We start from the raw sequence: 14,605 nt of genomic DNA, 5'->3' as shown, positions 1-14,605 counted from the left end.
GCGGCGTTCCTCAGCTTGGTCTTGCTCAGCGGTTTGTCGATTGGCATAAATGCTCCGGGGTCGGGTCATGTTATGCCTCGCACACAAAATTCAGGACAGGTCCCGCCCTGCACATTGTCGTGCTCACATGAGTGTCGCCCATGGACCTCCCACCTTGAGAACTCCGATAGAAAACACCGTCCACCTCCATGAGCTGCCGGCCATGCTCGCTGGATCGAAGCCGCCGCATCATCGCGGCGACTTCATCGGCTCTCGCTCCACAGAACCTGGACGCGTGGCGCGTACTTCTTGCATCTCACGAGAATGACTTCTCGATTTCTTCAAGCGACCGTCCGCGGGTCTCAGGGAGAAATGCCCTGACGACCACAAAGAACATCGTCGTACACACCGCCCAAAAGGCAAACATCGCATGGAAACCGTGCTGTCCAGCGATAGGCAGAAATGTCAGCGCAATCAAAGTCGAGATTCCCTGATTGATCAGCAACGCGATTCCCATCCCGACGGACCGGATGCGGTTTGGCATCAGCTCCGAAAGCGCCAGCCAGACACACACACCCGGTCCAATGGAGAACGATGCAATGAAGAGTCCGATGCAAAGCGCGCTCAACAGACCAACAAGCGGGCTTGGGATCGGCCCCACCTCCGCGCGAAGAATCTCAAGTTCGTAGGGTGTCGTTTGCGAAGAGTCAACAAGTCTTGGAACTCGAAGAACATGCCGGGCAGCTGTTTCATCCGGCACTGCGCCGGCGGCCATAAACGCCTCTTTCAGGATCTGCTTGTCCCCCTGCCTGATCAGCACGCTGACCTGCACGCCGGAAGCTAGGTTCAGTCCGCCGCCGGGAACCTTGAGGTTCTCCAAGTTGAGATCCAAGCTGCCCTCTCGGACCATCGCTGCAACTTCAGCCTTGATATCGATTCGTTGTGACTCAAACGTATGAAAAGTTATTGAAAGGACGGCAAGAGAAATCGCGATTCCCGCTGTACCGATCGACAGAAGAAATACCCGCCCTTTCCGCTCTACCAGATAAATTGCTGCAATGGTGACAACGGCATTCAAAACCTTGATGCCAGTCCCGTAGAGCGATGACGTCACCGGATCAAGCCCCGCCTTCTGCAGGATCGTTGTCATGTACTGCAGCATCGAGTTGATGCCGGTCGCTTGGCAGAATCCAAGGACTGCGCAACTCAAAATGAACGGCAGAACATATCGCTTGGTACTGAATATCTCGCCGAGAGTCGACATCACCGAAGTTTTCTGCAAACTCTGCTGAGTGATGGACCTTCTTATTTCGTCGAGCTCTACTAGAAAGCTTTCGTCCGATCGCAGCAGGCGCAAAGCGGCTTTGGCACGAGCCACCTCTCCTTTCAAGACCAGCCATCGCGGCGATTCTGGGAGAAGAAATGTGCCTACCAAGAAGAGAATGCCCGGATAGACCACGGCCAGGAACATCCCCCGCCACGCGTCATCGGACGCAGCGGCGGCCCTGGCCGCGTTGCCCGCTGCGAGCGCGATTTCTCTCTCCGCCGCAGTCGTGTAGTAGCTGCCGACGAAAGCCGCGAGGACGATGCCCACCGTCAGCATGAATTGAAAGATTGCAGCACCGCGACCGCGAACATTGGCGGAAAGGCATTCCGCCAAATAGAGCGGAACCACGACGGCAATCAGACCGCCGCTGGCACCCTGGAGGAGTCGCCCAACCATCAGGGAAGCGAATGACTGGGAAGCAAAGATGACGCCCACACTGGCGACAAAAATCAGCCCGCTTCCGATCATCATTCGCTTGCGTCCGAGCCAGTCTGCCAAGACTCCGGCGACGATTGATCCGAGTACGGACCCCGCCAGCACCGCGGCGACGATTGCGGAGAGTTCACTCTCGGATAGCTGAATGGATCGATTGAGATATCGCAGCGCGGGGTCGATGACGCCGATGTCGACCCCATAGAGGAGCCCCCCCATGCCGCTGATGGCCAACACAAGGCTGGCTCGAGAATCTTTAAACAGCGGTTTCATGGGTTGCCCCATTTGCCAACGTTCTTGCGTGGCACGAAGAGCAATGCATCTCCGATGGCACGCTCTCCGGTCAGGTCACTCGGTAGATTCACCAGCTTGTCGGACAACACCATGGCGGTGGAGCCCCCGCCGTCGAGGTTTATCGCATCACGAGCCCCTAGCGATTTCATGACTTGACGAAGCTCCTCGATGGTCATGCCGACACTGGTGCCATGCCGATGCCCATCCACGGTGAGCAGCAGCAGCGTGCCGTCATCCTTGATCCCGAAGGCCGTCCGAGGATTTCTGCGATTTACCCATTCGTGCATGTGCAAGTCATGTATCGAGTCGCGCACCAACCCGATAGACCAGCCTTCTTCCACTTCCTCTCGGATCTCCTGACCGACGCGGATTAACACTGGCCCGCCATTCACCGCGTACGAGCCGGCGGAGAAGAGGTCTTTTTCAGCACTCTTTGCGACGAGCCTGACTTGCGTTCCTGCAGATGCCATCCGCTCCATCTCTTGAAGGCGGGCACTGGCGGGCGTCACCACCATCATGGCATCGCCGGGAGCGGCGGCATCTCCAGGTTTGAGGCTGCTGAGGACACCCTCTCGGTCAATGGCGAAGCGCCGAGCCGAGCCGTCAAGATTTGACGTCAAAGGAATGAATCCGCTCCCCCTCGGAAAGTACACGGCATCGTCTTCGTATTTGCACGTGTAGTCGTGAAGAGGGAAATCATTACCATCCCGGCCGCAGTTGCGCGCAAGGCCGGGTTTCCGATTGACTCCGTCGACCTTGATTCGGGTGCCGTCGCTGCCCACCAACTGGAGGGACAACGCGAGGTCCTTGACCAACTTCGCTGCAGGCTCTTTTCCTGCATGAATTACCAGCGCCGAGCGCGCGGCAACTGGTCCGCTCTCGAGTTGCCCGTCCACCACGGATATGCCAGCAGCCTGTCCCGGATACCCATCAACGCCCTCCTCTACAAAGAATCCAGCGTTGACCGCCACGATCGCACCTGCAGCCTTGGACAAGACACTTGTCCGCTGACGCATCTTGGAGCCCTGCGGACCGGCAACAACCTTCAGCTCCACCGGCGCATCAGATGCAATCTCCACAACATCGACCACCCATGGTCCGAAAACGTTGCTCTCATCCTCAGACGTGTGCCTGGCGACCAAGGTACAGCCCGCCCGCTTCGCACGCAGTTCCTCGCGCTGGGCGCTGATCCGCGTTTCAAATCGACCGCCGCTCGCCACTTGATAATCTTGACTGACACCCAAACGATGGGCTGCGATGACTGGATCAGCAACGCCCAGTTCTCGGAAACACGCAAGCGCTGCGGTCACGCCTTCAGCGCTGGCAAGAGGTTCACTCATCAGCATCCAATGGCCGGAGCTACTTGCCGAGCCGCGCTTGAAGCGATAGTGAGTCACTCCGTTTGCCAGAATTTCCTTGGTGACTTTCTGAGGGAGCGACGTGTTGCCCAGCGGAAGCGGGGAATAGGCCGATCCAGACTGGGGAGCGGGAACGGCAGCGAATGTCGGGCCGAAAGTCAAGGCCAGTAAAACTACAGCAGTTATTCTCAGCATCTCAGTGGTTTTCTTTCATGACAAGAAATGTGGGCAGCCCAATGGCCGCCCACATACGTCCCTGCTTAGAGCGCGTAGCGCGCGCCGAGGATGATGCGGCGGTCAAGGTCATACACGCCGTACGGATAGCGCGATGAGCTCGACGTATCCACGAACTGCGAGCGAGTTGCGTTCAGGACATCCAACTGAAAGCTCAAACGTTTGTTCAGCTTGAAATTCGCGGACAGATCCAGTTGCCCATAAGCATTCCGGAAGCGCGGGACTCCGAAGTCGTCACTGAACTGCGCGAGATATCTGCTTCTCCAAGCGTATGACGCGCGGGCCTCGAAGTTGGCGTCATCAAAGTAGACTGTCGCGTTGTAGCTATTCTTTGAGAGCCCTGGCAGACCTGCGCTGCGAATATCTCCTTGTTGAGCGAAGTCCGCCGAACTCTTGGTGTACGAATAATTGAAGCTACCCCCCAGGTTTTGCATCCAGCCTTTTGGAAGAAACGTGAAGCGGGACTGGATTGCAAGCTCTGCCCCCCTGATGCTCGCCGACGCGCCGTTTGTGGGGTAGGTGAAAGTGATGGGCCCCGTGACGATCACGCCATCGGCCTGACGAGGAAAACTTCGGTTCTCCGTGAAGGTGCCTGTATCGATGTAACCGTTGATGGCTTTATGGAATACCGTCACACCGAGTAGCGCGGCCTTGTTGATATACCACTCCGCCCCCAGATCAATGTTTTTCGATTTGTACGGCTTGAGCAATGGATTGCCTCGCGTCCCGCGACCGCCCGATTGATCGATGCCCGCAACGGACTCGGAAGGAGCAACCTGAGAAAGGTCGGGCCGCGTCAGGGTGTGGCTGTAGGCGGCGCGAATAACTGCGCCGGGAGCGAGTTCATAGCGCATATTCGCGCTAGGCAACACCATGTCGTAATTGCTTTCGACGGTCAAGGGAGTGATTCGTTGCGTCGGCAGGTTGGCGTTCTCGACGGTGAAGCCGCTCGATTTTTGACGTGTCTTCACATAGCGCAGACCCGCGTCGACAACTACGCCTTGGAGTTCGAACGTGCCGGAAACATATGCGTTGCTGACGTCTTCGCCGACCGAGTAGCTGGCCTGCGCGCCATAGGCGGTGAGATCGGCTCTGGCGGTGCCGGAAACGGGACTGCCGTTAGGGAAGAAGACGCCATTGATCCTCGAGGGATCGACGATCAACAGGTTGGAAGGAATCCCACTGCCGCCGGCCACATTGAAGTCGGCGTGACCATACACGGCACCAAGCGTCGGTGGCACGCCGATGCCCACGCCGGCCGCACGGTTCAATCGCCATTGCGACTGCACGGTATCCTTGTCCCGGCTGCTCTGGCGCAGGCCGAATTTGACAGACGTCAGCACGGAGTCGTCGAACTCACGTTCGAAGTCGAGCTTGGCGGTGCGCACCTTGTCAGTGTCGGTCGAAGGACGCGACACAAAGACATTAAAGAGGAAGTCGTTCGGGTTGGACGAGAAATCGGTGTCAGTCGTCTTGAAGTCAAGGTGATCGCCCCGGATTTGATAGGAGACCACGCCGGGATCAAAGGCACCGTTCTTGGCCAACCGGAATGAATAGAGATCCCACGTCCGATCGGCTTCCCGCCTTGCCTTTCCGATGAAGGGGCGAATGGTCCATGCGGAAGTGGGATGCCAATCGGCCTGCAAGGAGACCTGGGCCATCTGCTCTTCAGTCGTCAGGTAGTTCGTGCCCACCCGTTGCTGCACTCCAGTGAACTGGCCAGCAGTGATTAATCCATTTTCGACCGTCGTGCTGAGAGGGATATTCACGCCACTCTCCGTGGCCGCGTCATCCCGGGTGATATTGCGCTTGCTCGAGAGCTTCCCGTAAAGCACGTCGGCGGTGAATGTCAGCCCTTGTGTCGGTTGCCACTGTGCGGTCGTCGTCGCGCCAACTGTCTTGCGCTTGTCGTCGTAGGCGATGTAACGCGGACCGTTCGCCACGATATAGCTGCGCACGTCATCGCTGGCTCGCGTGCCTGTATTCACGGCGCCAAAGTTCCGATAACTCCCGCCCTGCGCGGTGTCCATGCGATAGCCCGTGTCCGCCGCCGTGATGGCCGCGGAGATGCCGAACACGCGATCCCAGTTATTGCTGAACGCCACCGTTGCACGAGGATCCCAGTTGCCGGCCTTGTCGCTCCGATTCCCCTTCACGCTGGCAATCAGGCGGGTGCCTTTCTGTTGCAGCGGGCGCGCAGTCTCAAGTTCGACCACGCCAGCCATGCCGCCCTCGACCAATTCCGCTCTTGAGGACTTGTTGACTGTGGCATTCGTGAATAGCTCCGAGGGCAGGATCTCGAAGTTGAAACCCCGGCTGCCGTTGGAAAGGCCGAAGTTGTTGTCGGTGCCTGCCGAGACCCCTTCCATGCCATTCACCGTCACCACGGTGAACTGCGGCCCCAGCCCGCGAAGGTTGATCGCGGACCCATCGCCCACGTTGTTGCGTTCCAGTGTGATCCCTGGAACGCGCTGGAGAGACTCGGACAAGTTCAGGTCGGGGAACTTGCCCATGTCTTCCGCCGTGATGACCTCCACCAGATTGGAGGCGCGCCGCTTCTGGTTCAGAGACGATTCAATGCTGCCGGCGATACCGGTGATCACCACCTGCTCAAGAGCCGTCCCCTTCTCTGGCGCCTTTGCCACCGCGGGAGCGGCGGCCACCGATTGTTCCTGCGCCATCGCGTTGGCGGCAGACGCCACGGCGAGAGAAATAAGAGAGAGTTTCCATCTTTCCTGCATTTCCGTTGCTCCTTAATTGCTTCAAGGCTTTCACATGAGTTCCTGAGTTCTGCTTTTAATCATTTCTCCCGAGAAATCGGCACTATTCGAGATTGATAATTTTGGGCAAGACTTACCCCGAGCCGCTATTACGGGCTCCGTATCAAATCAATGGATTGGGAATCCAGGCTGCTGGCTACATGTCCATCCGCGCTGGACGCGGTCTGGTCGCCACGGCCTGCTTCAGGACGCCGGCGTCATCGTCGGCGCCCTGCCTCGACGACTTGCGCCCACTTGTGCAGCAGTCGGTCGCGCTCCTCCAGACTGCCGTACTTGAAGAAGTCGTAGTTGATGAGGCGCGTCGGCGGCGGATCAACGATTCGTCCATCCGTGCGACCCGTGATACCCGAATGAAAACTCAATGGCTGGGACTGCCCCATCAGTTTCTGCGCCTCAGCCGTCAAGGCCCAGTCAAAGAAGCGCTTCGCGCCATTCGGGTTTGGGCCGCCTTTGATGATCGACAGGCCAACGATCTCGTAGCCCGTGCCTTCGCAAGGGATGACCGCCTTCACACGACGGCCATCGAGCACGGCCGCGTTCAAACCGTATGCAAACGCGATCGCGATTGCCGCATTTCCTCGATCGACGTTGGCCAGGGCGATCTGCCCGTTGTCCACATAGTTGATATTGGGATCAAGTGCTCGGAGATAGCGAAAGCCCTCTTCCTCCCCCATCAACTGAACGACAGTCGTAATCACGGAATAAAGTCCGCCAGGCTTTCCCAGTTGTATCAGCGCGCGATACTCCGGCCGCGCCAGATCCGACCAGCAACGAGGCTCGGGCAATCTGTGCCCTGCCAATACTTCGGTGTTGACGATGAAGCTGAGCGCGCCTGAATGAAGACCATTGGATCGATACCCTGACTGCTCAGCGAAATGCTCACCCCAAGGGTCCAGAAGGCTGATATTGGGAGAGCGATAGGCCAGGGTCAGCCGGCGTTTGGCTGCTTCAAAATGGTAGTCACCGGTTCCACCAAACCACACGTCGTGCCTGGGCCGATTCTTCTCCGCCACGATCAGTTCAAAGGCCTCGGTCGTTCCGAGCTCCGTGATCTCGACGGGCAGATTCTTCGAGCCGGCCAGTTTGCTACGCAACAGCCCGCACCACTCCCGCGACGAGCACACCAGCTTGATCGTTTCAGCGCTCAGGGGGGCGACCAGGCACATCGCCAGCGTCGCCGCCACCGCAACGCGTCTGAATGATCTAGAGTGCCGCACGACAGTCCTTGGGATGTGCTGAAGGTGCGCTGACTCTAGCGACGCGCGACCGTTCCACAAAGCGGGTTCCGAGCCGAAACAACGCTTATCTGGAGTGCTGCTATCAATTGCCTGTCAAAGTGCTTTCAAACTAGCATTTACCCTTGCTGGCGTGGGTCGCTGCAGGTAGATTGAGCGTGCGGCTCCGACGCTGGAACGAAGATGCAAATCCTACTGATCGAAGACGATGCGGAAATGTCCAGGGTGCTCGCCCGGACGCTGGAGAAGCAGGGCTATTCAGTCACGGCCTGCCTGGATGGCGTTTCCGCGCTCCGCCACATCGGAGATGAGGCCAACGACATCGTCTTGCTCGACCTGAATCTGCCGCAACTGGACGGGTTGCACATTCTCCAACGCATGCGCATGCGCGGAATAACAACCCCGGTCATTATCCTGACCGCCCGTGGCGCGGTCGGAGACAAGATTGCTGGCTTGAACTCCGGAGCGGATGACTATTTGGCCAAGCCGTTCGACCTGGAAGAACTCGATGCCAGAATTCGCGCCTTGCTGCGTCGACATGGCAAAGGCGGCATATCGGTCGACCCCACCTGCGGGCAGCTTCGGTATCACCGCGATTCAGATGCTTTTCTGCATGGGCAGGATCACCTTGAGCTGTCTCCACGCGAGCACGCTCTGCTGCGAGTCCTTGCCGTCAAGCCTGGACAAGCAGTGAAGAAGGAGAAGATCCTGAAAGCTGTTTTTCCGAATGACGATGATGTTCACAAGGAAGCAGTTGAAGTCCTCGTCTATCGACTGCGCAAGCGCCTCGTGGCCACCGGCGCGGAAATCATCACGCTGCGCGGATTGGGCTACATGCTCAGGGCGGTTCGTGGCCCGGCCCCGCCATGAGAAACACGCAGCCGCGATCGTTCAAAGGTCGCCTGCTTGCCTGGATCATCGGACCACTGGCGCTCTACCTGGTCATAGACACGATCGCGCTATATACCGGCGCCCTGGAAGCAGCAAACGCCGCCTACGACCGAATGCTTGTCACCACCGCGTACTCCGTCGGCGACGGCGTGCGGATTGAACAGGGTGAACTTGCGCAGCCGGTGCCCTACGCGTCCGTCGAGGTCCATGAGGCTGGATATTCGTCTCGGTTGATCTATGCCATCCGCACGGTCGACGGGAAACCACTTGCGGGCGATTTCGATCTTCAGGCTTACCGCCTTCCGTCCAAGGTGAACGTGGACATCGTGCCCTCCCTGCTTCGCATCTACGAGGCCGACTATGGCCGGAGCCGAGTGCGCGTGGCCGCGGTCTACCAGCCGCTTGCGCCGAACCCCAGCTATCCCGGCGTCATCATTCAGATTGCCGAACCGATCGAGGGTCGTAGGGAAGTGGCCCTGGGCCTGTTGCGAGGCACGCTCCTTCGGCAGTTTCTCTTGTTCCTGGCTGTCGCACTCACCGCGCTTTTCGCGGTCAATGGCGCCCTGAAGCCGCTGCGAGAGCTGAAGTCACAGCTTGACGATCGTCACGACACCGATCTCTCCCCCGTCACGGACCAGTCGAGAGCACTTGAACTCAGCCAGGTCGTGGCGTCGCTGAACTCGCTCATGTCTCGGGTCGGCAAGCTGCTCAGTCTCCAACAGAGGTTCGTCTCCGACGCTTCCCATCAACTTCGCACACCGCTTGCCGTCTTGAAGGCTCAGGTGCAGTCAGGCCTTCGCAGGGACGCGCCGGCGATCACGGTTCTGCAGGAGATATCCCACACCGTCGATCGGGCAGTCAATCTGGCTGACAAGATGCTCTCGTTGGCAAAGGTCGAGCAGATCCGGGGGCGCGGGGCATCCGAACCGTGCAACGTGGCATCGATCGCGCAGGATGTGGCGATCGAGCTGTCGCCATTGATATCCGAGAAAAACATCGAATTCTCAATGGATGCTGAAGATATCGAGGTGCTCGGCCATCCGTGGATGATTGCCGAACTACTTTCGAATCTCATGCATAACGCGATTCGCCACACGCCGCAGGACGGACAGATGGGCATTCGCATCTCCCAGACCTCGAATTTCATCGCCATGACGGTCTGGGACACCGGCATCGGAATCTCGGAGGAAGTCCGCGAGCACTTGTTCGAACCCTTTTCTGCGACGCATGAATCAAAAGGGTGCGGCCTGGGCCTCGCCATCTGCGCGGAGATCGCGAAGTGCTTGGGAGGAGAAATCAGGCTGACCAATCGAGTCAATGGTCGTGTGACCACAGGCCTGGACGCGAGTGTTCTGCTTCCAATCGAAGCGGCCGACCGAACCGGGGCGGCCACACCGCTGAAGAAAGCGAGTACGCCACATGGCTGATGGCTCGGCGTCCGCGCTGGCCGCCAAGCCGTCCGGCCCGGGCGCATCGCTGCGCGGAGCGCCGCGTCCTACTCGATCACCACATTCGCCGCCTTCACCAGCTTCCCGAACTTGACTGTCTCGTCGCGGATCTGCCGCGCCAGTTGCTCGCTCGATCCCCCAGTCGGCTCCGCGCCGATGTCCTCCATCCGCTTGCGGAAGTCGGGTGACTCGATCACCTTGCGCATCTCCACGCCCAGCTTCGCGACGATGTCCTTCGGCGTGCCCGCCGGCGCCAGCACGCCGAACCAGGTGCCGATGTCGAAGCCCTTGAGACCCGATTCCTCCAGCGTCGGCACGTCCGGCAGCACCGACGAGCGCCTGGCCGTCGTCACCGCCAGCGCGCGCAGCTTGCCGGCGCGGATGTGCTGCAGCACCGGCGTGACGGTATCGAAGGACATCTGGATCTGCCCGCCCAGCAGATCCGTCGCCATCGGCCCGCTGCCCTTGTACGGGACGTGCAGCAGCTCCGTGCCGGTGAGGTTCTGGAACTGCGTGCCGATCAGGTGCTGCGCCGTGCCGTTGCCGTTGGAGCCGTAGGTCATCTTGCCGGGCTGCGCCTTGATCGCCGCCACCAGTTCGGCAACGGATTTGGCGGGCGTCGAGGCGGCATTGACCACCAGCACGTTGGGCACCAGCGCGATGCCGGTGATGGGCACGAAGTCCTTCTGGAAGTCGTACGGCAGCTTCTTGTAGACGCTGCTCGCGATCGTGTGATGCACCGCGCCGATCAGCAGCGTATGGCCGTCCGGCTTGGACTTCGCGACGTAGTCCGCGCCCAGCGTGGAGCCGGCGCCGGGCTTGCTCTCGACGATCACCGGCTGCCCCAGGCTCTGCGTGAGGCGCTCCGCCAACGCGCGCGCCAGCACATCCGTCGTGCCGCCGGCGGGGAACGGCACCACCAGCGTCACCGGCTTGGACGGCCACGATTGAGCGAACGCGGGCAGGACGCCCGTCGCCGCGGCGGCGGCACAGAGCGCCAGCAGGGCGCGACGCGGGAAGGTGGGGAGGGCTGCGGTCATCGTTGTCTCCGGATGTGGTTGTTCTCGGTGTCTCGTCGTCCCGCCCCGCCCTGCTCTATCGGCGGGTGCGGGGCAGGCGGGCGGCGGCCTCGGGGTCGCCGCTGTGGCGCGGTGAACGCGCGTCGGCCGCGCGCTCATCGCCGGGTCATGCGGCGCGGCGATCGCCGTGCTGTCGCAGTTGCGCGCAGACCGCCGCGGTCACGTCGACCGTGCGCGCCTGGCCGCCGAGGTCGCCGGTGTGCAGCGCGGGGTTGGCGGTGACCGCCTCGACGGCGGCCATCAGACGCCGGGCGGCCTCGGCCTCGCCGAGGTGTTCCAGCAGCATCACCGCCGACCAGAAGGTGCCGACCGGGTTGGCCAGGCCCTGGCCCATGATGTCGAAGGCCGAGCCGTGGATGGGCTCGAACATCGAGGGATAGCGGCGCTCCGGATCGATGTTGCCGGTGGGCGCGATGCCCAGGCTGCCCGCGAGCGCCGCGGCCAGGTCGCTGAGGATGTCCGCGTGCAGGTTGGTCGCGACGATCGTGTCCAGCGACGCCGGCCGGTTGACCATGCGCGCGGTGGCCGCGTCGACCAGTTCCTTGCCCCAGGTGACGTCCGGGAAGTCCTTGGACACCTGCAGCGCCACCTCGTCCCACATCACCATCGCATGCCGCTGCGCGTTGCTCTTGGTGACCACCGTCAGCAGCTTGCGCGGCCGGGACTGCGCCAGCTTGAACGCGAAACGCATGATCCGCTCCACGCCGACGCGGGTCATCAGCGACACGTCGGTGGCGGCCTCGATCGGATGGCCCTGATGCACGCGGCCGCCGACACCGGCGTACTCGCCCTCGGAGTTCTCGCGCACGATCACCCAGTCCAGATCGCCGGGACCGCAGCGCTTGAGCGGCGCGTCGATGCCGGGCAGCACGCGCGTCGGACGCACGTTGGCGTACTGGTCGAAGCCTTGGCAGATCTTCAGGCGCAGGCCCCAGAGCGTGATGTGGTCGGGGATGTGCGGATCGCCGGCCGAGCCGAACAGGATCGCGTCCTTGCCGCGCAGCGCGTCCAGCCCGTCGGCCGGCATCATCTCGCCGTGCTCGCGGTACCAGTCGCCGCCCCAGCCGAAGGTCTCGAACTCGAAGCGGAACCGGTCCGTCGTCGAGGCCAGCACCTCCAGCACTTCCTGTCCGGCCGGGATGACTTCCTTGCCGATGCCGTCGCCCGGGATGGCGGCGATGCGGTACGTCTTCATGGGGATCTCCTGAATCAGATGCGAGGGCCCAGCGGGGAACGAGGGAGGCTGCGACGCGAACGTCGCGGACGATGGGCCGATCGGTCCAATGTAGGCAGGCCCGGAGCGGACGGCCGCCGTTAAAGTCAAGGCGTCCTTAACCTGAATTCAACAATCGACAGGACCCGCATGACCTCGGCCCCCGTGATCTCGCCCGCCGACCTCGGCTTCTTCTCGACGCTGTGCAGCGCCGGCAGCCTCAGTGCCGCGGCGCGCGAGTTGGGCGTCACCACCGCCGCGGTGAGCAAGCATCTGTCGCAGATGGAGGCGCGGCTGGGCACCGCCCTGCTCGCCCGCACCACGCGGCGCATGAGCCTGACGCACGAGGGCGAGCTCTATCTGGAGCACGCGCGGCGCATCCTCGGCGCCATCGACGACCTGCAGGAACTGCTGGGCGCCAGCCGCGTCACGGCCGGGGGTCTGCTGCGCGTCAACGCGACGCTGGGCTTCGGCCGGACCCACGTCGCGCCGTTGATCTCGACCTTCGTGCGCGAGCATCCGAAGGTGGCGGTGCAGTTGCAGCTGTCGGTCAACCCGCCGCCGCTGACCGACGATGCCTTCGACGTCTGCATCCGTTTCGGTCCGCCGCCCGACGCGCGTGTCATCGCCCGGCGCATCGCGGCCAACCGTCGCGTGTTGTGCGCCTCGCCGGCCTACCTGGCGGCACACGGCACGCCCAAGACCCCCGCGGACCTGACCCGTCACGCCTGCATCGGCATCCGCCAGGGCGAGGAGGCCTACGGGTTGTGGCGCCTGTCGTCGAGGCGCGGCAGAAAGACGCAGGAGGTCGCGGTCAAGACGCGCGGCAAGCTCACCACCAACGATGGCGAGATCGCGGTGAACTGGGCACTCGACGGCCACGGCATCCTGATGCGCGCCGAATGGGATATCGCGCGCTACTTGGCCAGCGGTCGGCTGGTGCAGGTGCTGCCCGAGTACGACACGCCCGACGCCGACATCTACGCGGTCTACCCGCAGCGGTACCAGGGCACGGCCCGGGTGCGGGCCTTCGTGGACTTCCTGGCCAGGGATTTCGAGAGGCGCGCGTCCGCGCCGGCCGTCAAGCCGCCCGGGCCAGGCGCTTCGCGGCGGCCTGCCGGGCCAGCTTCCGCCGGCCGAGGTAAAGCCACCAGCCGGTGACCGTGAACGCCGGCAGCATCAGCGCCGCGAGGAACATCACGATCCGTCCGGGCAGGCCGAACAGGCTGCCCATGTGCAGCGGGTAGACCGCGGCGAGGGCCCGCGCCCCCAGCGGCTTGGCGGCATGGCGCTCATCCTTCGCGATCTCGCCGGTCTCGGCCCTCACCGTCATGCGATTGCGCGCGCGCTCATGCGCCGGTGCCGTGTCCATCCACGTGAACAGGATCGATGCCTTGGCGCTCGTGGGCACGCGCACGATGGCCTCGCTCCAGCCGCCGGGCTGCGCCGCGCGCTCGAAGGCGCGCCACGCGACATCGACGCTCGCGAGGGCCGGCGCGCGCTTCGGGGTGGAGGTGTCCGACGTGTCGGAAGACGTCACCGCCGTCGGCCTCGGCGCCGTCGCGCGCGGCGTGCGAGGCTCGCCGAGCCACGCGCTCACCGGATCCCGGACGGCATCGAAGGACCAGAAGAGGCCCGTGGCCGTGAGCGCCACGTACATCACCAGGCAGGCCGTGCCGGCCACCAGATGGAGGCGACGCCACAGCGCCCGCCCGTCGAGCCGGCGATCGACATGCCACCATGCCGCCACCTGCCTCCAGTCGCGCGGCCAACGCAGGTACAGCCCGGAGAGCGACAGCAGCAGCAAGCCGATGGCCAGCACGCCGGCGGCGATGCGGCCCGGCTCGCGCGGCAGCAGCAGCCAGCGGTGCAACGACTCGGCGAACTCGAAGAACGCCGCGCCCTGGAGCGCCGGCAGCAGCTCGCCGTCATAGGGGTTCAGGTAAACGGTGTCACCGCGCCGCTCGCCCCGACGGGGTTCGAGGATGGCCCGCGCCGCGCGGCCGGGCTCGGCGTACAGCGCGAGCGTGCCCACGCGCTCGTGGGGCAGTTGCACCGACAGCGCCCGCAAGAACGCGTCCGGCGTTGCCGTCGGCGCCGCGCGCGCGGCCACGTGGCGGCCGCCGGGGTTGAGCAGGTCCAGCACTTCCTCCCGGAAGGCCAGCACCGCGCCGCTCAGGCCGATCAGCAGCAGCAACGAGCCTGCCGTGATGCCCAGCAGCCAGTGGCACTGCGTCCAGAACTTGCGCGCGGTCATCGCCCCGCCCTCGTCGCCACGCTCGTCGCTATTGCCATCGTCCTCGTCGCTGCCGTCATGGTCGCCCTCGTCGCCCTC

At 62.5% G+C, this 14,605-nt stretch carries 10 protein-coding genes; 3 read left to right on the top strand and 7 right to left on the bottom strand.

Annotated features, from left to right (window positions below):
• Window positions 1–295: 295 nt before the first annotated feature.
• From CDN99_RS08160 to CDN99_RS08145, 4 genes are all read right to left on the bottom strand, one after another.
• On the bottom strand, window positions 296–2,011 hold the full coding sequence (locus CDN99_RS08160; RefSeq protein ID WP_088384458.1) for an MFS transporter: 1,716 nt from the start codon (window positions 2,009–2,011) through the stop codon (window positions 296–298).
• Window positions 2,008–3,585 carry a phosphodiester glycosidase family protein gene (locus tag CDN99_RS08155; RefSeq protein WP_088384376.1) on the bottom strand — a complete coding sequence of 526 codons (1,578 nt, stop codon included), beginning with the start codon at window positions 3,583–3,585 and terminating at the stop codon, window positions 2,008–2,010. The genes CDN99_RS08160 and CDN99_RS08155 overlap by 4 nt, the downstream gene beginning before the upstream one ends.
• Window positions 3,586–3,650: 65 nt before the next feature.
• Window positions 3,651–6,365 carry a TonB-dependent receptor gene (locus CDN99_RS08150; RefSeq protein WP_088384374.1) on the bottom strand — a complete coding sequence of 905 codons (2,715 nt, stop codon included), beginning with the start codon at window positions 6,363–6,365 and terminating at the stop codon, window positions 3,651–3,653.
• A gap of 236 nt (window positions 6,366–6,601) precedes the next feature.
• On the bottom strand, window positions 6,602–7,588 hold the full coding sequence (locus CDN99_RS08145) for an extracellular solute-binding protein (protein WP_088384372.1): 987 nt from the start codon (window positions 7,586–7,588) through the stop codon (window positions 6,602–6,604).
• A gap of 234 nt (window positions 7,589–7,822) precedes the next feature.
• On the opposite strand from CDN99_RS08145, the gene CDN99_RS08140 reads away from it, so the two are divergent.
• Both CDN99_RS08140 and CDN99_RS08135 read left to right on the top strand, forming a co-directional pair.
• Window positions 7,823–8,509 (top strand): response regulator transcription factor, encoded by a 687-nt coding sequence (locus CDN99_RS08140; RefSeq protein WP_088384370.1) that lies wholly within the window; start codon window positions 7,823–7,825, stop codon window positions 8,507–8,509.
• Window positions 8,506–9,957, top strand: a complete 1,452-nt coding sequence (locus CDN99_RS08135) for a sensor histidine kinase (protein WP_088384368.1) — start codon at window positions 8,506–8,508, stop codon at window positions 9,955–9,957. Before CDN99_RS08140 ends, CDN99_RS08135 begins: the two co-directional genes overlap by 4 nt.
• A gap of 68 nt (window positions 9,958–10,025) precedes the next feature.
• Here CDN99_RS08135 and CDN99_RS08130 read toward each other — a convergent pair whose 3' ends face one another.
• Both CDN99_RS08130 and CDN99_RS08125 read right to left on the bottom strand, forming a co-directional pair.
• The gene (locus CDN99_RS08130) at window positions 10,026–11,018 is read right to left on the bottom strand and encodes a Bug family tripartite tricarboxylate transporter substrate binding protein (protein ID WP_088384366.1); all 993 of its coding nucleotides are present in this window, start codon (window positions 11,016–11,018) and stop codon (window positions 10,026–10,028) included.
• 145 nt (window positions 11,019–11,163) lie between these two features.
• On the bottom strand, window positions 11,164–12,252 hold the full coding sequence (locus CDN99_RS08125) for a tartrate dehydrogenase (RefSeq protein WP_088384364.1): 1,089 nt from the start codon (window positions 12,250–12,252) through the stop codon (window positions 11,164–11,166).
• Between the two features lie 168 nt (window positions 12,253–12,420).
• Here CDN99_RS08125 and CDN99_RS08120 point away from each other — a divergent pair, with 168 nt between their 5' ends.
• Complete coding sequence (locus CDN99_RS08120; RefSeq protein WP_088384362.1) at window positions 12,421–13,431, top strand: LysR family transcriptional regulator; 1,011 nt, start codon at window positions 12,421–12,423, stop codon at window positions 13,429–13,431.
• Here CDN99_RS08120 and CDN99_RS08115 read toward each other — a convergent pair.
• Window positions 13,352–14,527 (bottom strand): PepSY-associated TM helix domain-containing protein, encoded by a 1,176-nt coding sequence (locus tag CDN99_RS08115; RefSeq protein WP_088384360.1) that lies wholly within the window; start codon window positions 14,525–14,527, stop codon window positions 13,352–13,354. The two genes, CDN99_RS08120 and CDN99_RS08115, sit on opposite strands and share 80 nt — an antisense overlap.
• Window positions 14,528–14,605 lie beyond the last annotated feature (78 nt).

The sequence above is a fragment of the Roseateles aquatilis genome, from assembly GCF_002205645.1.
GTDB classification, from domain to species: Bacteria; Pseudomonadota; Gammaproteobacteria; order Burkholderiales; family Burkholderiaceae_C; genus Roseateles; species Roseateles aquatilis.
This window is presented reverse-complemented; position numbering and strand designations above follow the sequence as displayed.